Consider the following 26390-nt stretch of genomic DNA (forward strand, 5'->3'; position numbering starts at 1 on the left):
TCACTCCCGGTCCAGTGAGGGCCGCAGCAGGCCCGCGATCCGCTGGAGGTTCTCCTCCAGCACGATGGTGAAGTGGTCGGCGTCCATGGCGTGAACGGTCAAGCAGGGCCCGGGTACGAGGCCGGCGAGCCCGTTGCTGGTGTCTCCGTCCGTGCGCGGGATGGCCGGCATCCCGAAGGGGTTGCCCGGGGCCGAGAAGCCCCGCTCGGCGTGGAAGACGGTGACGTCCACCGCGCCGGGCAGCGGCACCGCCTGGTAGCCGTCCAGGAGCTTGCCGTTGAGCTGGAGCACGTCCCACTTGCTGCGCATCAGCTTCAGGACGTGGTCGTGGGCCAGGGTGGCCGGCGAGTTGCCGACGACGTGCCGGGCCATCGCGTCGAACCGCTCGTCGAGGGTGAGGCCGCGCAGGTCCCCGACGACGATCTGCTCGTCGACCCGCCACAGCTGGCATGCGGAGTTTCCGATGAGCATGAGGGCCAGGTTCTCGCCGTCGCTCTCCGCCACCCCGCTCGCGTCCACGCCGTCCCAGGCGCCGGTGCCGGGCATCAACGGGTCCACCAGGTAGAGGTGGGAGACCTCCTCCCCGGCGGCCAGCAGCTGCTGCGTCATCTCGTAGGCGATGACGCCGCCGAAGGAGCAGCCGCCGATCCGGTACGGGCCGTGCGGCTTGCGCCGGCGCAGCGCGGCCAGGTAGGCGGAGCCCATCTGCTGGATGTCGTCGAACGACCGGAAGGTCAGTTCGTAGTCGACCTGTTCCAGGGCGAACACCGGGTAGTCGGGCCCCAGGTGGCGCGAGAGGTAGACGCAGTAGCTGACGTCACCGAAGAGGTGGTGGGTCCAGAAGGTGGCGGGGCGCTCGCCGCCGCCGTTCACGGAGACCAGATGGGCGCCCTCGTCCTCGTCGACGCCCTCGGCCCCGTCCGCCGTGTTGGGCTCCGGCTGCCGCTCGACCTCCGTGGTCGTGTCGGCGGCGCGGAGCCGGCCGGCCGCCGAAGGGTCACTCAACAGCCTGAGGTCTGAGGGGAGTTCACGAACGATGGGCGGTGGAACGATCAGACGGTGCCAGTCGGCCGGTTCGGTCTCGGCGGCGGTGAGGATCACGGTGCGGGCCGCGCCGGCCAGGGGTCGGGGGGCGTAGTCCGCGGCGGCTCGTGCGAGCGTGCCGCGCCAGCCGCCGGCCGCCTCCAGCCAGGGGGTCAGTCGTCCCTCCGGCACGGGCGGTTCGGCGTGTGCCCGCAGCAGCCGGGCGGCGCCGGCCGCCACCGTGGGCACGTCGGAACCGGCGGGCAGCATCCCCTCGTCCAGCCGTTCGCGGGCGCCCCACGCCTCGGCGAGGTCGAGCGCGGCCCGCCGGACCTCGTCGGCCTCGTCGCCGCTCGTGGGCCGGCCGGGCGCGGCGGGGGCGACCAGGGTCAACCGTTCGACCTCGTGTCCCTGTTCGGCGAGGGCACGGGCGGCCTCGACGGCCACCAGGGCGCCGGTCGCGTAGCCGGCCAACCGGAAGGGCCCGGAGGCCCGTTCGCGCAGGACCGCCTCGGCGCACTGCTGGCCGAGTTCGGCCATCGTGGCGGTGGTGGGCGGTCGCGTTCCGAAGCCCGGGGCCTGGACGCCCAGGACCGCTCCCGCTCCGGTCAGGCCGTCCAGGAGGTTCACCAGCCAGCTGAGTTCCCCGGTGTCGCCGTACAGGGCGAAGACGGGTGGGCCCTCGGGGTCCGTGGGCGGGGCCAGCTCGAAGACCTTGGCCGCCGGCGGAACCGCGGGCGCGGCCTGCTCCGGGGCCGGTGCCGGTGCGGTCCGGTCCGCGGTGTCGGTGCCGGGTGCGGTGGGCGGTGCGTCCCGGGCGGGCTCCCGCTCGCTCGCGTGCCCGTCCGCCGTCAGGTGGGCCGCCAGGTCGCGGACCGTGGAGTACTCGAAGATGGCGGCCATCGGGACGTCCTCGCCGAACCGGGCCTGGACGCGTTGCATGATGCGCAGGGCGGCGATGGAATCGATGCCGTACGAGGCGAAGTCCCGGGCGGGGTCGAGGCTGTCCGCGGGCATGCCGACGCCTTCGGCGATGATGGCTCCCAGTTCCTCCGCCGCTGGGGCCGGGGGGCGCGCCACCTCAGCGGCGGGGGCCGGGTCGGGGGCAGGTACGGGGGCCGGCGCCAGGACGGGAGCCGGGGCGGGGGCCGGAGCGGGGGCCGGGGCCTGGGGGGCGGGAGCCTCCGTCCGAGCGGGAGCCGACCGCACAACGGCCGTGGGTTCGACGGCCCGGACCGCTCGCGGCTGCGGCTGCGGGCGGGGTGCCAGGGCCGGTTCGGCGGCGGGCGGCAGTGCCGCACCCGTGGGCGCCGTGGTCACCGCAGCACCGGGAAGCCAGTGCCGGTGCCGGGCGAACGGATAGGTCGGCAGGTGCAGTCGGACCGGTCGGCGCCCGCCATCGTGCAGCCCCGCCCAGTCCACCTTCGCTCCCCGTGCCCAGAGGGAGCCGATGCGGCGCAGGCCCTCCTCGGCTCCCGAGGCGAGCAGCCGCGCGGGGTCGGGTCCGACGAGGGCCGCGAGGTCGGCCCCGTCGTCGGCCCGGCCGAGGACGACGGTGCCGTCCGTGCCGTCAGCGGGGACGGCCCCATCGGCCACGGCGCGCAGCGCGGCGGTCAGTTCCTCCCGAGTGGACGCCACCAGGGCGAGCCGGTACGGCAGTTCGGGGCGCCCCGTCTGGAGCGTCCTGGCCAGGTCCGCAAGCCCGGCGTCCGCGTCGACGCCCCGGAACAGGGCCCGTTCGACGTGCGCCAGCAGGGCGGCGGCGTACCGGGTCAGTTGCTCCTGGTGGAGCGCGCTCAGCACGACGAGTTGCGGTCCCGGGGCGCCGGGGCCGACCGGACGACCGCGGTACTCCTCAAGCACCACATGGGCGTTGGCGCCGCCGAAGCCGAAGGAGCTGACCCCGGCCCGGCGCGGTTGTTGACGGCCGTCCACAACGCGGCTGTCCCAGGGGCGGGCGCTGTCCACCAGGTGGAACGGGCTGCGCTCCAGTTCCAGCAGCGGGTTGGGGCGGTCCAGGTGCAGCAGTGGCGGCAGCATGCGGTGCCGCATGGCCAGGACGGTCTTGATGACGCCGGCGATGCCCGCAGCGGTCTCCAGATGACCGACGTTGGTCTTCACCGTGCCGAGTGCGCAGTGGCGCTGCGCGCCGCCCCACCCGCTGTTGCGGAACGCCTCGGTGAGACCTTGCAGTTCGATGGGGTCACCGAGGACGGTGCCGGTGCCGTGCGCCTCGACGTAGCCGATCGTGTCCGCCCCGACCCCCGCCCGCCGGAGCGCACTGCTGATCACGGCTGCCTGGGCGTTCGGCGAGGGGGCCGTGAGGGACGTGGCCCGCCCGCCGTGGTTGACGGCACTGCCCAGGATCACCGCGTGGATCTCATGGCCCTCCGCCTCCGCGCGGCTCAGTGGCATGAGGAACAGCGTGCCGACGCCCTCACCCCGGGCGTAGCCGTCGGCCCGGTGGTCGAAGCTCTTGCAGCGTCCGTCCGCGGCGAGCATCCCCGCGCTGCCGAACGCCTGGAAGCCGTTGCTGTTCAGGATGAGGTTGACGCCGCCCGCGAGGGCCGCCGAGCAGTCGCCGTCCTGGATGGCCCGGACCGCGCGGTGCACGGCCACCAGGCTGCTGGAGCAGGCGGTGTCCACCGGTTCGCTCGGGCCGTGCAGGTCGAGCAGGAAGGAGAGGCGGTTGGCCAGCATGCTGTGCTCGTTGCCGGTCGCCATCTGCCCGTCCACCGGGACACCGCTGGCCAGCAGGAGTTGCGAGTACTCCGAGGAGGCGACGCCGACGAACACGCCCGTGTCGCTGCCGGCGAGCCCGAGCGGGTCGCGCCCCGCGTCCTCCACGGCCCGCCACGCCGTCTGGAGGAAGAGCCGGTGCTGGGGGTCCATGAGCCGGGCCTCGCGGGGCGAGATCCGGAAGAACTCGGCGTCGAAGTGGTCGATGTCGCTGAGGAAGCCGCCGATCCCGTCGGGGGCGGCCTCGTCCGGACGACCGGCCGGGACGGTACCGACCAGATCACGGCCCGCGATCAGGTTGGCCCAGAACGCCTCCAGGTCGGGGCTGCCCGGGAAGGCGCCGGCCATGCCCACGATGGCCACCGGCTCGGGGCCGGTACGCGGGACGGCCGCACGGGACGGCCGTTCGCGAAGTGCCGTGGTGGGCTCGGAGACCGAGGTCGGCGCCGGGGACGCGACAACGGTCTCCGGGGCCGGGGTCCGCGCCCCGGGCACCGGGACGGGCGCGGCCGGGGCGATGAGGTCCACCAGCCCGGCGAGATCCGGTGCGGCGTACAGGGCGGTGGGGCTGACCGGCACGGCGAGGTCGGCCTCCAGACGGGCGGCCAGGGCCAACACGCTGACGGAGTCGAAGCCGTAGTCGCTGAGGTGATCGGCGAAGTCCACGTCACGGGCCGGGACCCCGAGCACCTCACCGATCGCGGAGACCACCGCGGCGCGCACCCGCTCCGGTCCGGCCGTCGCCGCTCCGGGCACGGGCACAGGCACAGGCACGGGCTCGGCCTCAGCGTCGGGAGTGACCAGGGGCCCGGCGGGCGACGGGTCGGGCACGGCCGAGCCGGCGGGCTCGGCCGCCCGGTCGGCGGTCGCGCGTGTCGGGACGGTTTCCGGAAGGGAGGGGGGAGCCGGTGTGTCGGACATCCAGTAACGCTCCTCGGCGAAGGGGTAGTGCGGCAGCGGGACGACCCGGCGGTCCTGGTCGCGGTCCAGGTCGGTCCAGTCCACCGGGGCGCCCGAGACCCAGGCGGCAGCGAGCGCCGCCGGATCGTCGGTGGGCGGGGCGGTCGGCTGCGGGGTGCGCCGCGCCCGGCCGGTCAGTACTCCGTGCTCGGCGCCACGACCGTCCAGGTGCGCGGTGAGCGCGGCCACCGCTCCGGCCGTGTCCGCAGCGACGAAGGCCAGCCGGTACGCAAGTGCGGTGCGGCCCCGTTGGAGCGTGCGGGCCACGTCGGGGAGCGGCAGGCCGGCGCCTTCGGTCGCGAGGCGGTCGCGCAGCCGCTGCACGGCGCACCGCAGTCGTTCCTCCCGGTGGGCGGAGACCACGACGACCTGTGGTCGTGCCGGGCCGCGCCCCTGCTCCGGCCGGGTGGGCGGAGCCTCCTCGACGACGACGTGCGCATTGGCGCCACCCGCGCCGAAGGCGCTCACCGCCGCGCGCCGGCGGCCACCGGCCGGCCGTGGCCAGGGGGTTTCCGCGCGAACCGGGTGGAGACCGGAGCCCTCGATGTCCGGGTGCGGCGGGTCGCAGTCCGGCGTGGGCGCGAACCGTTCGTGTCTGAGCTGGAGCAGCACCTTCGTGAGCTGCGCCATTCCGGACGCCGCCTCCAGGTGGCCGATGGCGGGCTTCACGGAGCCGACGTACAGGCCGTCTCCGGCGCCGTACAGGTCACCGAGCGCCCCGGCCTCCAGCGGGTCGGCCAAAGGGGAACCGGCGGACGCGGCCTCCACGTACTGGACGTCCCCGGGGCGCAGCCCGGACCGGTCGAGCACGTCGCTCAGCAGGCGGTGCTGCGCGGCCCGGTCCGGTGTCGCGTAGGCACCGGTGGAGGCGTTGGCGTTGATGCCGGAGGCGAGGAGCACGCCGTGCACCCGGTCTCCGTCACGGAGCGCGGCCTCAAGCGGTTTGAGGACGACCGCGCCGACGCCCTCCCCGGTGACGATTCCGTCGGCGGCAGCGCTGAAGGCCCGGCCGTGGCCGTCGGGGGAGAGCATGGTCGCCGCGGACAGGGCCAGGTGGTGGGAAGGGTGGAGCACCAGGCTCACGCCGCCGGCCACCGCGACCGCGCACTCTCCGCTCCGCAGTGACGCACAGGCGAGGTGGAGCGCGGTCAGCGAGGAGGAGCAGACGGTGTCCACCGCGATGCTGGGCCCGCCGAACCGGAAGACGTGCGAGACGCGGTTGGCCACCGACCACGCGCCGGAGGGTGGGGCTTCCCGGTGGCCGCGGCCCCAGCGTTCCAGGGACAGGTGTTGGTACGGGGCTCCGCTGGCGCCGACGAACACGCCCACGCCTGCCGTGCCGGCCTGGTCACGGAGGCCTTCGGCCGTGCTGCCGGAGTCTTCCAGCGCCTCCCAGACGCAGTGCAGGAACAGCCGTTCCTGGGGGTCCATCCGTTCCGCCTCACGGGGCGAGATCCGGAAGAGACGCGGGTCGAACAGGTCGACGCCGTCCAGGAAGCCGCCCCAGCGGTGCGGGGGCCGGCCGGGGGCGTCGTGGTGCTGGGAGGGTGTCCAACGGTCCTTCGGCACCTCGCTGATGGAGCGCCGGCCGGTGCGCAGGTTCTCCCAGAACGCGTCCAGGTGGTCGGCTCCGGGATAGCGGCCGGCCAGCCCCACGACGGCGACGGGTCGGGGCGGGTGGGTGTTCCTGACGGCCGGACCAGCGGTTCCGACGAGCTGTTGTTCGGTGGCCGTGGAAACGCGTGCGCGGAGCGCGGTGGCTGCGGCGCCGACCGCCTGAGCGTGGTCGCCGTCCTCCCGCTGCCGGTCGACGGCGGCGGGGGCGGGGGCCGGCGTCGTGCCCGCACCGTCGTGGGCGAACCGCCCCGCTGCGGCCAGCGCCTCCGCGACGGAGTCGATGGTGCCGCCGAGGAACGGCAACGGGCCGATGTCCTCGCCCAGTTCACGCTCGACCCGGTCGGCCACCTCCATGGTGATCAGCGAGTCGACGCCGTAGACCTCCAGCGGGGCGGCCGTCTCCAACTCCTGTGCGGGCAGGTGCAGGGCTTCGGCGAACGCCCCGGTCAGCCAGCGCACCGCCCGGCTCCGTGCGTCGGCCGACGGCGCGGCGACGGCCACCGCGTCCGGCGCCTGCTGCGGCACGGGCCCAGACGGCGCCGCCGGCCCGGACGGCACGGGGCGGGACGGCACGGCGGCGGTCACCGGTGCTGCGGCCCCCGTCGGCTCCTCGGTCCAGCCGTCGTGCTCGGCGATCAGGACGTGCTGACCCGACTCCGCTTCGGGCACCCCGGGCACCCCCTGGGCGCGGACGTCGCGGAAACCGGACGTGGCGAGCACCGCCCGCCAGGCGGCGAGTCGCAGCAGGGGCGCGTGCGGCAGCCGCAGTTCGCCGTCCCGGTAGGCCCACCAACCGTCCGTGAGGCCGAAGACCACGTTCACCGAGTCGAGCACCCGGGTGGCCTCGTTGAGCACCAGGACGCCGCCCGGGCGCAGCAGCCGGCGGCAGTGGGCGAGGGTCTGCCGCAGGTCGGGCGTGGCGTGCAGGACGTTGGCGGCGAGCACCACGTCCCAGCCGCCCGCCGGGAACCCCTGTGCCTGCGGATCGGTGGACACGTCCAGCGTCCGGAAGCGGACGAAGGGGTGTGCGGCGCCGAGCCGTTGCTCGGCCCGCCGCACCAGACCGGTGGCGAGGTCGGTGTAGTCGTAGCTCAGCCGGGACCCGTACGGCGCCAGGGCGTCGAGGACCGGACGGCTGGTCCCGCCGGTTCCGGCGCCGATCTCCAGGACCGACACGGAGGCGTCCGGGTCCGCGTCCAGCACGCGGCTGACCGCCGCCCGCACGGCGCCGGCACAGACGTCGTTGAAGAAGGCCGACCGCGGGTCGTCGTGGTAGAGGGGGGCGACCCGCCGGTCGGAGCCGCCCGGGAAGAGGAGTTCGAGTCCCGCTCTGCGGCCCGCGAGCACATCGGGCAGTGCCGCGGCGCAGTCGGCGATGAGTTCCAGGGCGCCGACGCTGTGCGGATGGGTTTCGGCCAGGTCAGTGCGGAGTGCGGGGGCCTCGTGGTGCAGCGCGGTCACCGTGCCGTCGGCCGTGAGGTGTCCGCCGTGCACGAGGGCCGCGTACGCGGCGGCCAGCAGGCGTCGCCGGCCGGGCAGCACCGACAGGCGCTGAGCCAGCTGCTCCTGGTCGATCCGCTCCCCCGGTCGCAGGTCCCCCGGGCCGCGCAGCGCGTCCATGATCTGCTGCCTGGCGAGTCGTTCCACCCCGTCGAAGTAGTCGCGTCCGGGGAGCGCCGCCGGCCCGGCGCCCGGGCCTTCGGCCGCGCCCGCGGCGGCCGGGCCGGCCAGCCCCGGGGCGGCGCTCGACCGGAGCCGTCGGGCCGGGCCGTCCGGTGGTGCGGCGAGGCGGATGGGCGCCAGTTGGACGACCGGTGCGGCGAGCACCCGGCGGAAGGCGTCCAGTCCCTGCTCGTCGCTGAGCGGCTCCACCCCGGAGGCACTGATCCGGGCCCGGTACTCGTCCGTGGCGACGGAGCCGCTCTCGCCCCAGAAGCCCCAGTTGAAGAGCCGCACACGGCGATGCAGGCGGGCGCTCAGATAGCGTCCGAAGGCGTCCTGGAAGGTGGAGCCGGCCGCGTAGTTGGCCTGGCCGGGGTTGGCGGTGTGCGAGATCGCGGAGGAGAACAGCGCGACGAAGTCGAGGTCCTGGTCGGCCAGCACCTGTTCCAGCACGACCGTGCCGCGCACCTTGGGGTCCAGGGCGGCGCGGAAGGTGGCCTCGTCCATCCGCTCCAACGTGCGGTCCGCCAGGACGAAGGCGGAGTGCACGACCCCGTCGATCGCACCGAAGCGTCCGCGGACCGCCTTGACGACGCGGTGCATCGCCGCGGGGTCGGTCACGTCGGCCGACTCGTAGAGCACGTCGGCGCCCGCCGCGCGCAGCCCGTCGAGGTATCCGGCGGGCAGCGCCTCGCCGGGCCGCCGGCCGACGAGCGCCAGCCGCGCCCCGTACCGCACGGCGAGATGACGGGCGATCACCGAGCCGAGCCCGCCCGCTCCGCCCAGCACGAGGTAGCAGCCGCCCCGACGCAGCGGCAGCGCGTTCTCGTCCGTGGGCGGTAGCCGTACTTCGGTCAGCCCGCACTCCAGGAGCACGCCGCCGCGCAGCGCGCGTTCGACGACCGTCCCCGCGTCGGCGGCCGTGGTGACCGTGTCCAGCAGGGCTCGGGTGGTGTCGCCGGCGGCGAGTTCGACCGGATCGAGGTCGAGCAGCCCCACCTTCAGGAAGGGCAGCTCCCGGGCGAGCGAGCGGGTCAGACCGATCAACGAGGCGGCGAACGGGTGGGCGGCGGGCACGGCCGGGTCCGGTTGCTGGACGCCGCAGGTGACCACGGTCAGTCGGGCTCCGCGCGGACGTGCGGCGGCGAAGGCCCGGGCCAGGTGGAAGAGCGCGACCGCGCCGCGTTCCTGGCTCCGTTCCAGGTGGTCCAGGTCCTCGTGGCTGTAACGGATGCGGTCGACCCCGCCGAGGAAGTACACGTCGGGGGCGGGTCCCGCCTCCGCGAGCAACCGCGGCAGGTCGGTGGCGGCGTCGAGCCGGGCGAGGTCGGCCACCAGCGCGCCCGGGAACCGCTCGGCGAGTCGGGCGGCGAGCCCGAAGTCGTCCGGGGTGGAGAGCACCAGGGCCCGCCCGCGCCCGGTGTCCGCGAGGCGTGCGGGCTCGATCGCGGACCACTGGGGTCGCAGGTAGGTGACCGGTTCCCCGGTGGCGCGGGCCCGGCCCGCGACCGTGAAGTCGTCCAGGACGAGCACGGGTCGTCCGTGCGCGTCGGCGACCACCACCTCGCAGCGGGCGGTGGTGGCGTCCGAGCGCCGCAGCCGGGCGTACGCGTAGCGGGCCGCGGCGGGCTCGCCGAGCAGGCGCACCGTCGCGACGGCCGCCGGTACGGGGGTGCGGGCGGCGAGTTCCTCGGGCAGGACGCCCTGCACCGCGTGCAGTGCGCTGTCGATCAGGCCGGCGGGGAGGGCTCCGGGGGCGGTGGGCTCCGCGGTCGGCTCCAGTTCCACCAGGGACTCACCAGCGCCGTGCAGCAGTCGACGGACCCGGCGGTAGGCGGGTCCGTAGGCGAGTCCCGCGGCGGCGGCCCGCGCGTACAGTTCCTCGCCGTCGACGGTCTCCGGGCAGCGGGCCCGCAGCGCGTCCAACGGGAGCGGTGCGGCGGGGTCGTGGTCGCCGTCGCGGATCGTGCCGGTGCTGTGCACGGTCCGGGCGCCCTCCTCGCCCGTGCTGATCTCGTACGTCGTGCCGTCATCCGTCGGACGCAGCGTGACCCGCACGTCGCTCCCGTCGGCGGCGACCTCCAGCGGTACCCGCCAGCGGACGTCCGCCAGGGCCACGGGCCGGGCGCCCCGCGCCGCGGCGGCGGCTCGGGCGAGTTCCAGTTGCAGGACCCCCGCGGCGAGCGTGCGGCCGTCCACGACGTGGTCGGAGACCAGCGGGTCGGAGGGGTCCAGCCGGACGGTGACGGTGTCGGTCTCCGGCCGGGGGGCGGTCGTACGGATCCAGTGGCGGCCGCCTGCGAACGGATAGGTGGGCAGCGGCACCCGGCGCACTCCGGGGCGGTCGACGTGCTGCCAGGGGATGTCCGCGCCGGCCGTGAACGCACGGGCCAGTTCGTCGAGTTGCCCCTCCTCCACGAGGCGGAGCAGCTTTCCGGGGTCCCCGTCGGCGGGCCCCGTCGGGTCGGCCCGGCCGGTGAGCAGGCCGGGCACGGCACGGCCGGCGAGGTGGCCGCGCAGGGCGGGGGCGATCTCCGCGACGTCCTGGACGACGAGGGCGAGCCGGGCGTCGAGCGGGTCGCGTCCCTGTTGCAGGGTGACGGCCAGCGAGTCGAGCGGGAGCGGGGCCCCGGACCGTTCCAGGTGCTCGGCCAGCCGGGCGGCCACGGTCCGCAACCGCTCCTCGTCGAGCGCGGACAACACGATCAGCTCGGGCCGGGTCGACGGGCCGGACTGCCGTACGGGCGGCCGGTACTCCTCGACGATGACGTGGGCGTTGGCCCCGCCGGCCCCGAAGGAGCTGAGTGCCGCGAGTCGGGCCCGGTCGCCGTGCTGCTCCCAGGGCCGGGCGGTGCGGGGCAGGACGAAGGGGGTCCGGGCGAGGTCGAGGGTGTGGTTCTCGTCCTCGCAGTGGAGGGTGGGCACGATGGTGCGGTGCTCCATCTGGAGCAGGATCTTGGTGAGGCCGCCGATCCCCGCCGCCGACTCCGCGTGCCCGATGTTGGACTTCACCGACCCGAGGGCGCAGAAGCCGGTCGCGTCCGTGTACTCGCCGAAGGCGCGGCGCAGCCCCGCCACCTCGATCGGGTCCCCGAGCAGGGTGCCGGTGCCGTGCGCCTCGACGTAGCCGACGTCGCGGGCGTCGACCCCGGCGGCGCGCAGCGCGTCGGCGACCACCCAGCCCTGGGCCTGCGGGCTGGGCACGGTGTACCCGTTGGTGCGACCGCCGTGGTTGACGGCCGTGCCGCGGATGACGCCACGGATCGGGTCGCCGTCCGCGACCGCGGCCGACAGCGGCTTGAGGACGACGGCGCCGACGCCCTCCCCGGGCACGAAGCCGTCCCCGCCCTCGCCGAAGGCCCGGCACCGCCCGCCGGGGGCGAGCATCCGCAGCTCGGAGAGGACCACCCATTTGCTGGGGTGGACGTTGATGCAGACGCCCCCGGCGACGGCGATCCGGCTCTCCCCGGACCGCAGGCTCTCGCAGGCCAGGTGGAGCGCGGTCAGCGAGGCGGAACAGGCGGTGTCGACGACCATGCTCGGGCCGTGCGCGTCGAGCCAGTACGAGAGGCGGTTGGCCGCCGAGAAGTCCATGGCCGGTGCGATCACCCGATGGCCCCTGCCCCACTCCTCGGCGCCCAGCAGCCCGTAGGAGGAGCCGGTGACGCCGACGAAGACGCCGATCGCGTGGCGTCCGCGGGCGTCGCGGGTGCGCTCGTGGAGCAGGCGCCGCGAGTGGCCGGCGTCTTGCAGGGCGCTGGCGGCGACCTCCAGGAAGAGCCGTTCCTTGGGGTCGCTGCGCTCCGCCTCGCGGGGTGAGACGTGGAAGTAGGCGGCGTCGAAGCGGGCGACGTCGCGCAGGAAGCCGCCGGAGTCGCCGTACGACATGCCCGGTCGGCGGGCGCCGGGGGCGTGGTAGTCGGCGTGTTCCCAGCGGTCGGGTGGTATCCGGCCGACGCAGTCGCGGCCCTCGGCCAGGGAGCGCCAGAACTCCTCCAGGTCCTCGCCCCCGGGGTAGCGGCCGGCCAGGCCGATGACGGCGATCGGCTCCTGGGAGGACCCGCGTTCGGGCCGCGCCTCGACCACCGCCGGTCCCCGTTCGGTCACGGGTGCGGGCCGGGTGGACGGCAGCAGGCGGCTCAGTTGCTCGGCGTGCGTGCGGACCAGTCGGGCGGCGAGTTCCGCCACGTTGCGGTACTCGAAGAAGAGCGTCACGGGTTGCGGGCCGAGTTCGTCCTCCAGGACGGTGGTGAGCCTCCTGATGAGGATGGAGTCCACGCCGATGGTGGAGAACTCCTGGTCACGGCCGAGCCGTCCGACCGGGAGCCGGACGGTGTCCGAGACGAGTCGCAGCAGCCATCCCTCCACCGCGACGAGCAGTTCGGGAGCCGGACCGGTCGCCTGGTCCGGGTTCGAGGTCGGCGGGGCGCTGGGCTCGACGGCAGCAACCGGATGGGTGGTGGTCAGGTCGGCGGCGGAGTCGTCGGCACCTGGGTCGGTGGACGGAACGGGGGACGGGTGCTCCGGGGTCGGGTCGACGGACCGGTCCGCCATCCGTGAGGCGATGAAGTCCGCGGCCCGGGACGGGTTCCCGTAGACGGCGAGCCATTCGGCGCCCTCACCGCGGACGGCCGCCTCCAGCGCGGCGAGCCCCTCGGTCGGCGGCATCGGGACCATCCCCTGGAGCTGCTCCAGCACGCGCCGGTCGCTCGGCTCCAGGTCCATGCCGCCGCCGCTCCACAGCGGCCAGCACACGGAGACGGTCCGACCGCTGCGCCGCCCCTCCCGCACCAGGGCCTCGCGGGCTGCGGCGAACCCGCCCAGGCCCCGGTTGGCCGCGGCGTAGTCGCTCTGGCCGGCCATGCAGAGGTAGGCGGCGGTGGAGGAGAACAACGCGAAGAAGTCCAGCGGCAGTTCGGCGGTGGCGAGGTCGAGCTGTCGGGCACCGGCGAGTTTGGGCGTGGTCACCGCTTGCACGTCGCGCGGTTCCTTGTTGACCACGTAGGTGTCGTTGTTGATCCCCGCGGAGTGCAGGATTCCGTGCAGGGCCCCGAACTCCCGCAGGGCGAACCGCACGGCGGTGGCGACGTCGGCGGGCGTGCTGACGTCCCCGCGGACGTAGTGGGCCGCTCCGCCCAGCTCACCGATCCGAGCGCAGGCGGCGCGGATCCGCTCGCCGGGCTCCGACCGTCCCATCAGGACGAACCGGGCACCGTGGCGCGCGGCCAGCAGTTCGGCGAGGCGCAGCGCGATGCCGCCCGCGCCGCCGGTGATCAGATAGCCGCCGCCCTGCCGGAAGACCGGCCGGTTCGCCTCCGGTGCCGCGGTGGGCAGCACCGTGCGAACGGTGCGGCCGCTGCGGTCGTGGCGGACCTGTGCGGCGCCCGGCCGGGCCTGAGCGAGTTCGACGAGCCCCAGTCGGAGTGCCTCCGCGGCCCCGGCCGGTCCGGCGGGCAGTTCGGGGGCGTGGACGGCTACGGCGCGGATGCGGCGGTCCTCGAAGCCGGCGATCTGGCAGAAGCCGCCCAAGGACGAGGCCACCGCTTCCCGGCCGGGGCCGGTGACCACGCAGACGAGGTCCACCGGGCCGTTCTCCCGGTCGACGACCACCGCTCGGACGGCCGCGAAGACGGGGTCGAGGGCGTGTTCCGCGGCGTCGGCCGCGGTGTCGACCAGGAAGACGGCGCGGCGCGGTGGCCGCCCCGTCCGGCGCCGGTCCGCCCAGAGCGCGGACCAGGCGGCCGTGTCGGTCGGATCGGCGAGGTGCACCGTGCCGTCGGGCCGTGCGTCGGCTGCATCGGCTGCATCGGTGGCGGCTTCGGTGGCTCCGAGGGCGACGCGGAGCGCGCCGGCCGGAGCGGCGGCGAGTGAGCGGCTGTCGGTCGCCACGACCATCAGGCCCGGCGGTTCGGACCCGACCGGCGCGGCAGCCGGCCGCTGCTGCCACTGCGGGCGGAACAGGGCGAGGCTGTGCCCGCCGGGTTGGAGCAGCGACACGGCTTCGGCGGGTGTGAGCGCGCCGGCGTCGACCCGGGCCAGGATGCTCCGGCGGAGGGAAGCGGACTCAGCGGTCATGCGTGGGATCCGTTCTCGCTCGTGGCCATCAGCCGGTCGACCTCGTCGACCGACAGCTCACCGCGTTGCAGTGCCTCCAGCACGCCCTGGAGCCGACCGTCGGCCGGGGCGTCGGCGGGAGCGCGGACCGTCTCCGGCGCCTCGGCCTGCTGGGGCGTCGACTGGGGCGCCTCCTGCGCCGGGCCGTGGGCCCAGTGCCACTCCGGTGCGAACGGGTAGGTCGGCAGGGAGACCCGCCGGGCGTCGCCCCGGGGGCCGTGGAGCAGGGACCAGGGGAGGTCGGCGCCCGACGCCCAGGCCCGGCCCCGGTCCAGCAGGTCGTCCGGGACGGAGCCCTCGGGCGGCGCGGTGCGCGGCCCGGCGGTGCCGACCGCGTACCGGCCGGGCCGCCCTGCCAGGAAGGCGGTCAGTTGCTCCCGTACGCCCTCCTGGTCGGAGGCGACCACGGCGAGCCGCCGGGCCATCGCGTCCCGGCCTTCCCCGAGCGTGAACGCCAGGTCGGAGACGGGGATCTGATGGTGCGACAGGTGGTCGAGCAACCGTCGCGCGGCTGCCCGTAGCCGGTCCTCGTCGCGGGCGGAGAGCAGCACCAGCTGCGGGCCCCCGGCCGTCGGCGCGGGGGTCTCCCGGCCGGGCGGTTCCTCCAGCAGGACGTGGGCGTTGCCGCCGCCGAAGCCCATCGAGCTGATGCCGGCCCGGCGCGGAACCTCCCGCCCTGCGGCGTCCGTCAACCGACGCCACTGCCGGGTGGTGTCGACCACGTGGAACGGGCTGCCCTCCAGTTCCAGCAGCGGGTTGGGCCGGTGGTAGTGGATGCTGGCGGGCAGCGTGCCGTGCCGCATCGCCAGCACGACCTTCACCAGCCCCGCGATGCCGGCGGCCGCCTCCAGGTGGCCCATGTTGGACTTGATGGTGCCCAGGCCGCACCAGGGGGCCGTCACCTCGCCCCGTTCCCCGGTGAGTTCCGCGAAGGCGAGCCGCAGACCGCGTACCTCGATCGGGTCGCCGACCGCGGTGCCGGTGCCGTGCGCCTCGACGTAGGTGACCGTGCGCGGGTCGACGCCCGCCCTGCGGTACACCGAGGAGACGAGGTCCGCTTGGGCGGCCGGGCTGGGCACGGTCAGGGACTGCACGTGGCCGCCGTGTCCCGTGCCCGTTCCCCGGACGACGGCGTGCACGGTGTCGCCGTCCGCGAGGGCCCGGCTCAGGGGCTTGAGCAGCACGGCGGCGACTCCCTCGCCGCGGACGAAGCCGTCGGCGGACGCGTCGAAGGTGCGGCACCGTCCGGTGGGCGAGAGCATCCCGGTCTGGCCGAGCGCCACGTACAGCGGTTCGGTGAGCACCAGGTGGACGCCGCCCGCGACGGCCTGGTCGCAGTCACCGTCGCGGATGGCGCGGACGGCCGCGTGCAGGGCGAACAGCGAACTGGAGCAGGCGGTGTCGATGGACTGGCTCGGCCCCCGCAGATCCATCAGGTACGAGACCCGGTTGGCGATGATGCAGTGGGCGAGTCCACTGCTGGAGTGCGCCTCGCGGTCCCGGCCGATCGCCGTGAGGTGGCCGTCGTAGTCGTGCGAGGTGGCGCCCACGAACACTCCGGTGCGCGTGCCCCTGAGCTCCGAGGGCCGATGGCCCGCGTCCTCCACCGCGGCCCAAGCGGCCTGGAGGAAGAGCCGCTGCTGGGGGTCCATCAGATCGGCTTCCAGCGGGGAGATCCCGAAGAAGCCCGCGTCGAACTCGCCCACGCCGTCGATGAAGGCGCCCCACTTGCTGTTGGTCCGCCCGGGGGTGCGGACCGGGTCCCCGTGGATGCGCCGCCAGTCGAACCGCTCGGCGGGCACTTCGGTGACCAGGTCGGCGCCGTCGTGCAGGTTGCGCCAGAGCGCCTCCGCGTCGGGCGAGCCGGGGAACCTGACCGAGAGCCCGACGACGACGACCGGGTCGTCGACGGCCGCCCCGTCCGCTGCGGGCAGCGGCGCCGGTCCGGGCGCGGACACGGGGGCGGGCGCGGACGCAGGGGCGGGCGCGGACGCAGGGGCCGCGGCCGCGACCGCGGTGAAGCGGGCGCAGGCCTCCGGGGCGTGCTCGCGCAGGTAGTGGGCGACGGAGTCGAGTGCGGTGCGCTCGTAGAGCAGCACCTTGGGCAGCCGCCCGAAGTCCTTCTCCAGTGTGCGGACCAGTTGGATCGCCCCGAGCGAGTCGAGACCGTAGCGGTCGAAGGTCGCGGTGGGGTCGATGTCCGTGACGGGCAGTCGCAGGAACTCGGCGAAGATCCGGCCGAGGTGGGCGATCAGGGAGTCCTGCGATCCGGCGTCCGGTGCGGGCGGCGACACGACGGCGGTGCTCCCGGTGACGGACTCGGCGGAGGGCTCCGCGGCGGCCGGTGCGCGCACCGGACCCGCGGCGACGGCGAGCAGCACGCACTGGTCCCGTTCGGCCTCGTCGAGTCCGGCCGCACCGAGCGGGCCCACTCCCGTGAACCCGGCCGCCCCGAGCGCGTCCCGCCAGCGCGGTACGTCCAGCAGCGGTGCGCCGGGCAGGCGCTCGGCGGGCTCCTCGAACGCCCACCAGCCGGGGATCATGCCGAACATCAGGGCGAGGTAGTCGAGGTTGCCGGTGACCTCGTTGAGCACCAGCAGGCCGTCGTCGGCCAGCAGGGTCCGCATCCGGTCGAGGCTCCGCGAGACCCGCCGGGTGGCGTGCACCACGTTGGCCGCGATCAGCAGATCGGCCGAGCCGGGTGCGAAGCCCTGCTCCGCGGGGTCCCGCTCCAGGTCCAGCACGTCGAAGCGGAGCGGGACGCCGTGACTGCCGAACTCCTGTTCGGCGGCGCGGAAGAAGGACGCCGAGACGTCGGTGTAGCGGTAGTCGACCAGCCGGGCGTCCGGCCCGAGCGTCGCGAGCAGCCGTAGGACCCGGTCGCTGGTCCCGCCGGTGCCCGCCCCGATCTCGACGATCCGCACCGGCCGGCGCGGGTCGGCGGCCAGCCGTGCGGCGGCGAAGCCGTGCACGGCGCGGGCGACCAGTTCGTTGTAGTGGTCGGCGATGGCGTTGCCCCGGTAGATGTCGGCGAGCACGTTCGGGTGTTCGCCCGAGAAGTACAGCTCCAGTGGGTCGACCCGGCCGGTGAGCACGTCGGGCAGGGCGGGCAGGCACGCGCCGACCAGCCGCACATGGGCCGAGAGTTCGGGGTGTCGGGCGAGCAGCAGGTCCAGCTCGTCCGCTCGGTACGGGCTCGGGTCGGCCGCCCGGCCACGGCGCAGCACGCCCTCGATCACTGCGGTCAGCCGCTCGTACGACGGATCGGCGGCCAGCGACGCGAGCGCCCCGGGGGCCAGCGGGTCACCGCCCAGGCGGCTGCGCAGGTCCGCGTCGAGCATCCGTGCGGCGGTCGTGCCGAGGCTCCGCAGGGCGGTCGCGACGCGCCGGTCGTCGTACGTGCTGTCACGCAGGTAGGTGTCGACGGCCCGTTCGGCCGCTGCGGTGGGTCCGGCTCGGCCGGTGGTACCGGCGGCCGCCGCGAACGGCTCGCCCGGCGCCGGCGCGGGGACGAAGCCGGACGCAGGTACGTCCACAGGCACGGGCACGGGCACGGTGGCGGGGGGCGGCGGGCCGGGGGGCGCGGTCGGGAGCGCGGCGGCCCGCTCGGGTCCGGGCGCCGCCAACCAGTAGCGGTCACGGGCGAACGGGTACGCGGTCGTTGCCAGCCGGGGTGCGGACGCCTCGGGGCGGGACAACCAGTCCACGGCTTCGCCCTCGGTCCACCGGCGTGCCGTCCGGGCCGCTTCGGCTGACGGGTCGGTGCCCACCAGGCGCAGCGGATCACCGGTGAGCCCGGCCGCCAGGAGCTCGTCCAAGCCGCGCAGCAGCGCCCCGCGGTCGGACGCGACGACGGCGGCGCGGGCCTTCAGCGCGAACCGACCGCGTTGCAGGGTGCCGGCGAGGGAGTCGAGCGGGTCGTCCGATGCGACCAGGAAGGCCCGCTGACGGGAGATCACCTCAAGGAGTCGCCCGGGGTCCGCGGCCGAGTACGGGAACACCAGCGGCCCGTCGAAGGACGGGGTCCGCGCCGGGCGCGGCGGGGCCTGCTCGACCACGACGTGGGCGCACGCCCCGCCGAACCCGAACGAGCTGACTCCGGCGCGGCGCGGCCGGCCGTCGGCGGGCTCCCACCGTTCGGTCGTTCCGTTGACGCGGAGCGGTCCGCCGGCGAAGTCGCAGTACGGGTTGGCGCGGGCGTACCCGGGCATGGCCGGAACGAGGCCGTGGCGTACGGTCAGCGCGGCTTTGACCAGGCCGGTCAGGCCGGCCGCCGCCTCCGTGTGACCGAGGTGGGCCTTGGCCGTGCCGATGGTGCAGAAGCCGGTGGCGGACGTGTGCCGGCCGAAGGCCGCGACGATCCCGTCGGCCTCCACGGGATCGCCCAGCTTGGTGCCGGTGCCGTGGGCCTCCAGATAGCCGATGGTGTCCGGGCTGATGCCCGCATCGGCCCAGGCGGCTTCGAGGAGCGCGCTCTGTCGTTCGGGGTTGGGCGCGGTGACGGCGCCGGAGCGTCCTTGGTGGTTGGCCGCGGTGCCCCGGATCACCGCGTGCACCGGGTCGCCGTCGCGCAGCGCGGCAGCGAGCGGTTTGAGCAGGACGGCCGCGACCGCCTCGGCGGGCACGTAGCCGTCGGCCCGTTCGTCGAAGGCGTGGCAGGTACCGCTCGGCGACAGCGCGCCGATCGCGGAGAGCTGCGTGTAGTGCCGGGGGGTGAGGATGAGGTTGGTGCCCGCGGCGAAGGCCATGGCGCACTCGCCGCGGCGCAGCGCGGCCACGGCCAGGTGCACGGCGTAGAGCGAGCCCGAGCAGGCCGTGTCGACGGTGAGGCTCGGCCCGGTGAGGTCGAAGAAGTGGGAGGGCCGGTTCGCGGACATGGACACGGCGGTCCCGATCGGCTCGTAGGGCCCGACCGGGCGGTCGCCGCGGATCATCTCCTCCTCGTAGTCCCGGAAGGAGCGGCCCACGAACACCCCGGTGTCCGAGCCGGGCAGCCGGTCGGCCGCCGCACCGTCCTCGGCGGTCTCCCACAGCACTTCGAGCAGGAGCCGGGACTGCGGGTCCGTCGCCTCCGCCTCGTCGGGCGACATCCCGAAGAGGGCGGCGTCGAAGCGGTCGGCGTCCGCGAGGAAGCCGCCGCGCGGGCAGTCCGTACGGCCGTCGCCACCGTGCGGGTCGTAGACCGAGCGGTGGTCCCAGCGGTCCGCCGGCACCTCGGTGACCAGGTCGGTGCCGCTCAGCAGCCGTTGCCACAGTTCGGCGGTGTCGCGGGCTCCGGGGAAGCGGCCGGCCATGCCGATGACGGCGATCGCCCCGTCGGCGGGCGTCTCGTCAGCGGGCGCCCCGTCAGCGCGGGCCGCGGCCGGCTCGGGCACCGGGCGGGTCAGTCGGGAGCACTCTTCGGGGAACTCGGCGCACAGGTGTGCGGCCAGTCGTGCCACGTCGGGGTGGCGGAAGAAGACGGTGGGCACCAGGGGACGGCCGAGGGCGGTCTCGATGCGGTCGTTCAGGGTCATCAGGTCGGCCGAGGCGAGACCCAGGTCGAGGAAGCCGCCGGGGTCCGGGGCGACGGGTGTGCCCAGGACTTCGCGGACGAGTTCCTGGAGGTAGCCGGTGACGGCATCGAGGACGTCGTCGCCCGATGTCATGTCGTTCGCCTCCTCGGCGCTGGCGGTGGGGGCGGCCTGCGGCCCGCCCGGGTGAGGAGCGGTGGACGGCGGCAGGCCGCTGCCGGGGCTGCCGGCGCCCCCCGCGATCCACCTCCGGCTCCGTTCGAAGCCGGTGAGCGCGAGCGGGGCGCGGCGCGGTCGGTGGCCTTCGGGTGCCTGCTCCAGCACCACGTGGCAGTTGGTGCCGCCGAAACCGAAGGAGGACACCGCGGCGCGGCGCGGCAGCCCGGGCTCCGCCTGCCACGGGCGACCGGAGGTGACGGGACGGAACGGGGTGCGTTCGAAACCGAGCCTCGGATGGGGTTCCGTGCAGTGCAGGGTGGCGGGCAGATATCCGTGCTGCACCGCGAGCACCGTCTTGACCAGCGAGGCGATGCCGCCGGCGTGCAGCAGTGCGCCGAGGTTCGACTTCACCGAGCCGACCGCGCAGTGGGGGGTGTCACTGCCCATGCTGCGGTAGACCTCCGCCGCCGCATGGATCTCGATGGGGTCGCCGAAGCGGCTGGCGGAACCGTTGACCTCCAGGTAGCCGATGGTGGACGAGCCGACCCCCGCGGCCCGCATCGCGGTGCGCAGCAGGTCGGTCTGCGCCTCGTGGCTGGGGGCGGTGAGGCCGAGGGTCCGGCCGTCGTTGTTCACGGCGGAGGCGAGGAGGGTGGCGAGCACCTGGTCGCCGTCGCGCAGGGCCGCCTCCTCGGTCTTCAGCAGCACCATGCCGAGTCCCTCGCCCGGCACGGTGCCGGTGGAGGCCCGGTCGAAGACCCGGCTGTGGCCGTCCTGCGAGAGCACGCCCGCACGGCCGAGGCCGAGGTAGACGAACGGGTCGAGCAGCAGTTCGCACCCGCCCGCGATGGCGTGGTCGCACTCGCCGGCCAGGAGGCTCTGCGCCGCCTGGTGCACGGCGACCAGGGAGGAGGAGCAGGCGGTCTCCACGGCCAGGGACGGGCCCCGGAAGTCGAAGACGTGGCTGATCTGCGTGGCCACCATGTTGGGCAAGGCGCTGACCAGGAGTTGCGCAGTGGTCGGCGGGCCGCCGATGCAGTTGCGGCGCACGTAGTCGTTGGCGCCGACTCCGAGGAAGACGCCCACGCGTTCTCCGGCGACTTCCCGGCGGGAGTAGCCCGCCCGGTCGAGGAGTTCCTGCGCCAGTTCCAGGCTGAGCCGCTGCTGCGGGTCCATCCAGGCGGCGTCCTGCTCGCTGATGCCGAAGTACTCCGCGTCGAAGCGGTCGATGCCGTCGATGAACCCGCCCCAACGGGCCGCGGCGACCACCTCCGGGGCGGCGCCCGTGAACCAGGCGGGCGACCAGCGGTCGTCGGGGGTGCGGGACACCGAGTGGATGCCGTGCACCAGGTTCTGCCAGAACTCCTCGACGGAAGGTGCTCCCGGCACGCGGACCGCCGCCGCCACGACGGCGATCCGCCCGGTGGGCGCCGCCGGCCCGCGCACGGCCGTCGACACCGCCGGGTGCGTCGCCGGGGTCCGCTGCGACCCGCTGTCGGGGCCAAAGTGCGCGACCGGGACAGGGCCTCGCCCCGGCGCGGGGACCGTACCCGACGCAGCGGCGGGTACCCGTTCCGGGACGGAGGCGGAGGCGGAGGCGGAGGCGGAGACGGGCACGGGCGGGGGCACAGACCCCGACACGGGTACGGGGTGGGGGTCGGGGGCGGGGTCCGGTGCGGCCGCCGGGACCGGGGCGGCGGCCGGAAGTTCCTCGGCCAGGTGCTCCGCCAGGGCCCGCAAGGTGCGGCGGCGGGCGACCACGGACGGCGCGATGGCCGTGCGGTACCGCTGTTCGAGCACGTCGAGCGCGCGCATCGCGGCGATCGAATCCACCCCGTAGTCGGCGAGGTCCTCCTGTGGGTCCAGGTCCTGTGCGGGCAGCTTCAGGACCTCGGCGAAGACCTCGACCAGTTCGCGGCAGAGCGCGTCGGCGCTGACGGCGGTCCGTTCGGCCCCGTCCGGCTCGTCGCCGGTGGTGGCCTCCGTCCGGTGCAGGGTGAGCCGCTGCTCCAGCCGTGCCACGTCCCCCCGGAACACGGCGAGTTGGGGCGCGCGGTGCCGGAGGGCGAACTCCAGGGCCGCCAGTCCGTCGGGGGTCTTCAGGGGTTCGAGGCCGTTGACTTCCAGCACCGTGCGTTCCACCGCGGGGTTGATGCGCATGCCGCCGTCGGCCCAGAGCGGCCAGTTGACCGACCGGCTGCGTCCGTGCCGGGCGCCCCGGGCGCGCAGTGCTTCGCGGTGGTGGGCGTAGGCGTCGAGGTAACGGTTGCCCGTGGTGTAGTCGGTGGTGCCGACGGTGCCGAGCACCGATGTGGTGGAGGAGAACAGCAGGAAGTAGTCGAGCGCGGCCCCGCTCGTGGCCTCGTCCAGCAGACGGGTGCCGAGGATCTTGGGCGCGGTGACGCGGCGGATGCCCGCGCCGTCCTTGTTGAGCAGCAGCCCGTCCTCGACCACGCCGGCCGCGTGCAACACCCCCGTCAGCTCGCCGAGTTCGGCCACGACGGCGGAGACCGTCCGGGCGAGCGCGGACCGGTCGGTGATGTCACAGCTGTAGTACCGGGCGCGGGCGCCCAGCGCGACCAGTTCGGCGACCGCGGCCTCCTGCTCCGCGCCGCCTGCGGAACGGCCGAGGAGGGCGATCGCCACCCGGGCCCGCCCCGCGAGGTGACGGGCCACCAGCCGCCCGAGGCCACCTGCGCCACCGGTGATCAGATAGGTGCCGCCGTCCCTGGCCACCGGCACGGCCGGGCCTTCGGCCGAGAGGACCCGGCGGAAGCCCAGCACCTCCCGTCCCGCGGGGGTGACCCGCACTTCGACGTCCTGCCAGGCGGCGGCCTCGGCGAGCAGGGCACGGCACTGGTCCGTCCGGCCGAGCGCCGGGTCGATCCGCACCGTCTTCAGCGCCAGCTTGGGCTGTTCCCGCCGTACCCCGCGGGCCAGGCCCCCCACGGCGGCGTGTTCGGGGTCCTCCTGGGCCCCGGCGTGGGCGTACACCACGGGCAGGGTGGTCGCACAGCACGTCAGCCAGGCGCGGGCCAGCGCGAAGGCTCCGTCACGTGTGGAGGCGCCGTCCCGGTCCAGTGGCCACAGGTACAGGACGGCGGCGGGGACCGTGCCCTCGTCGCTCAGGGTCCGTGCCAGGGCCCGGTGGTCGCCCTCGTTCGACGGGTCGAGCGTGAAGTCGTCGGGGCCCGTACGGGCGAAGGCCGCGGCGGACCGCACGGCGATCACCCGGCCGGTCAGGCGGCGCAGTGCGGCCAGGCGTTCTTCGTCGTCGTCCAGCACCAGCAGCACGCCGTCCGGCCGGGCGTCGACCGCGGCCCCGGGCGCCCACACGGGTTCGTAGAGCAGCAGGTCCGCGGGTGCCTCCACGCCCGTGTCCGGGTCCGGTGCCGCAGCCGCGGCAGGGGTGCTCGCCGGCGCTTCCTCGGTACGAGGAGCGCGGTCGGCCACCGGTATCCAGCACCGGCGTCGGTCGAACGGATAGGTGGGCAGCGAGATCCGCCGCCCGGCGGCGGCCGACCAGCCGGCGTCCGAGCCGATGACCCAGGCCGCCGCGGTCTCGGCCGGACCGCTGCCCGCGGCCGGGCCGCCGGCCCCCCGCTTGACCCGGCCGGTGAACAGTCGGGTCGGGTCCGCCCCGCCCGCTCCGTACCGGGTGAGCAGGTCGATCAGTTCGTCGGTGTCCCGGGCGAGGGCCGCGAGCCGGTGTTCCATGGCGCGCCGTCCGACGCGCAGCGTGTGGGCGACGTCCTCGAAGTCCACTTCGGGGTGTTCGGCCAGGAAGCGGCCCAACTGCTCGGCCTGGGCCCGCAGTGCCTCGGGGGTGCGGGCGGACAACGGCACGACCTGGAGGTCGGAGGGTCCGGTCCGCGACCCGTCCCCGGCGGCGGGTTCCGCGGGCCCCTCGTACTCCTCCACCACCATGTGGACGTTGGCCCCGCCGAAGCCGAAGGCGCTGATCCCGGCGCGTCGCGGCGCGGGCAGGCCGGTGCGCGGCTCGGTCACCCGCGGCCAGTCCCGCAGTTCGCGCGCGACGTAGAAGGGGCTGTCGTCGAAGGGGATCTCCTCGTTGAGCCGCTCGGTGTGCAGCGTCGGCACGATGGTCCGGTGGTGCATGGACAGCAACACCTTGGTGAGGGCGGCGATGCCGGCGGCGGCCTCCAGATGGCCGACGTTGGACTTCAGCGAGCCCACCGCGCAGAATCCGCGGCGGTCGGTGGAACGGCGGTACGCCTTGGTGAGCGAGGCGATCTCGATCTGGTCGCCCAGCGTGGTGCCCGCGCCGTGCGCCTCGATGCTGGTGATCGTCTCCGCGTCGACGTCCGCCCGCCGCAGCGCCTCCAGCACCACCCGGCCCTGCGCGTCCGGGCTCGGCACGGCGAAGCCGCTGGTGCGGCCGGAGTGTTGGACGGCCGAACCCCGGATGACCCCGTAGATGTGGTCCCCCGCAGCCTCCGCCTCGGCCAGTGGCCGCAGCAGGACGGCGCCGACCCCCTCGCCCGGCACGTAGCCGTCGGCGCCCGCACCGAAGACCCGGCAACGGCCGTCGGTCGACAGCAGGTTGTTCTCGGCGAGCCGGAGGTACTTGAACGGGTGCAGGGACAGGTTCACCCCACCGGCGAGGGCCGCCCTGCACTCACCGCGCCGGATCGCCTCGCACGCGAGGTGGATGGTGGTCAGCGAGGAGGAGCAGGCGGTGTCGAGCGAGACGCTGGGGCCGCGGAAGTCGAAGGCGTACGAGACCCGGTTGGTGATCAGCGAGAACGTGGAGGCCACGATCTGCGGGTTGTCCCGGGCGAGTTCCTCGATGGCGTGGAGCTGGTAGTCGTTCCACATCACCCCCGCGAAGACCCCGACCGCGCCGTCGGTCTGCCGGCCGAGTTCCTCCGGGGTGTAGCCGGCGTCCTCGACGGTCTGCCAGGCGGTCTCCAGGAAGAGCCGCTCGTGCGGGTCCATCAGTTCGGCCTGGCGTGGCGAGATGTTGAAGAACAGCGGGTCGAAGTCTTCGATGCCGTCGACGAATCCGCCCCACTTGCCGTGGGTCTTCCCCGGTTCACGGCGTCCGGGAGCGAACCAGGGTGCGTGGTCCCAGCGCTCGGCGGGAACCTCGGTGACGCAGTCCCGGCCGTCCCGCAGCACCCGCCAGAACTCACGGATGTCCGCCGCGCCCGGATAACGCCCGGCGAGACCGACGATGGCGATGGGTCCGCCGTCGTCCGCGGACGGCGCGGCCGGGGGTCGGGTTTCGACGGCCGGCCGGGGGTGTGAGGGGGCGGACGGCCGGGGGTGCGGCGCGGCGGCCGGGACCTCCACCACGGCCGGTTCGGCCCGTTCCTGCGGCGCCGCCGTGCCCGGGCCGCCCAGCCGGTGGCCCTGGTCCTTGAGGTGGACGGCGAGACTGCTCACGGTCGGGTACTCGAACAACAGGGTCGGATAGAGCTCGGTGCCGAGCAGTTTCTCCAGCGAGACGGCGATGGTGAGCAGGTTGACCGAGTCCAGACCGAGGTCGTAGAAGCCCCGCTCCTGGTCGACCGGTGCGTCCCCGTCGTCCAGGGCCTTGGCCACCAGGTCGCTGATCGCCTCCTCCAGACTGCGGTGCTCCTCCCTCGTCTCCTCCCCGGCCTCCTCCCCCGGCGGTTCGACCGGGGGCAGTGCGCGCGGCGCGGGCGGAGCGGACGGGGCGCCGGCCTCGCTCTCGGCCAGTCGGGTGATCAGATCGGCGGTGCGGACCCGTTTGGCGCGGAAGCCGGTGATCCGGGCGACGACGCTGCCGTCCGGGTGGCAGATGTGGAGGTCGGCGGTGACCGTCTCGGCGTCCAGCTCCCGTTGTTCCACGCGCGGGACGTACACCTGGGCCGCCGCGCCCAGCCTGCCGTACGCACGGAAGCACTCGATGTAGATCGGGATGAACGGCCGCGCGGCCTGTTCCCGTTGCCCGGGCTCGAACTGGAGGAACGGCACCAGGGTGGAGAAGTCGAGGGTGACCGGGTGGATGTGGAAGTGGTCCAGGTACTCCTGCGCGTCGGGGCCGAGCCGGACGTCGCCGAGGGAGAAGCCGTCGCCGCGGTAGACGGTCCCGTCGACCTTCATGAAGTCGCGGTGCCGGATGTCCACTTGGCGGGCGAAGGCGTACAACGTGTCCGCGTCGTAGATCTGGTCGGCGGCCGACTTCAGCCGGTCCGTGTCGACGCGTCCGGGCTGTTCGGCCTCGGACAGTCGGATCTCGGCCTGGAAGTTGGTCTCCCACGCCTCGTCCAGGACGACGCCACCGCTGGTCGGGCGGCTGCGCACGGTCACGGGGAGGACGCCCTGCGGGGACGGGGGGTCCACCGAGATCTGCAACTGCCGGTCGCGGTCGCCCGCGGCGACCACCGGCGCGATGAACAGGCAGCGGCGCAGTTCGGCGGCGGCCGGGTCCACGCCGGCGTGGCGGAGCAGCCGCAGGACCAGGTCGAGGAAGAAGACGCCCGGCAGGACGGGGGTGCCGTGCACGAGGTGGCCGCGCACGATCTCGTCCTGGGCGGTCACGCTGGTGACCAGATGGCGGCCGGCCAGGCGGTGCTGGTCGGCCTCGAAGCGGGGATCAACCACGGGCGACAT

At 74.8% G+C, this 26390-nt stretch carries 2 protein-coding genes; both read right to left on the reverse strand.

Annotation, left to right across the window (positions count from 1 at the left end; genetic code table 11):
* Positions 1-14076 carry an SDR family NAD(P)-dependent oxidoreductase gene (locus tag ACFYOU_RS28360; RefSeq protein WP_391309491.1) on the reverse strand — a complete coding sequence of 4692 codons (14076 nt, stop codon included), beginning with the start codon at positions 14074-14076 and terminating at the stop codon, positions 1-3.
* Complete coding sequence (locus tag ACFYOU_RS28365; RefSeq protein ID WP_391309493.1) at positions 14073-26381, reverse strand: SDR family NAD(P)-dependent oxidoreductase; 12309 nt, start codon at positions 26379-26381, stop codon at positions 14073-14075. Before ACFYOU_RS28365 ends, ACFYOU_RS28360 begins: the two co-directional genes overlap by 4 nt.
* Between the last annotated feature and the right edge of the window lie 9 nt (positions 26382-26390).

It is taken from the genome of Streptomyces sp. NPDC005955, assembly GCF_042871255.1.
In the GTDB taxonomy this organism is placed as follows: domain Bacteria; phylum Actinomycetota; class Actinomycetes; order Streptomycetales; family Streptomycetaceae; genus Streptomyces.

Bases quoted from the DNA above. Each gene is read 5' to 3' on its own strand.
- ACFYOU_RS28360 (WP_391309491.1), bottom strand. From the start codon at position 14,076: ATGACCGCTGAGTCCGCTTCCCTCCGCCGGAGCATCCTGGCCCGGGTC.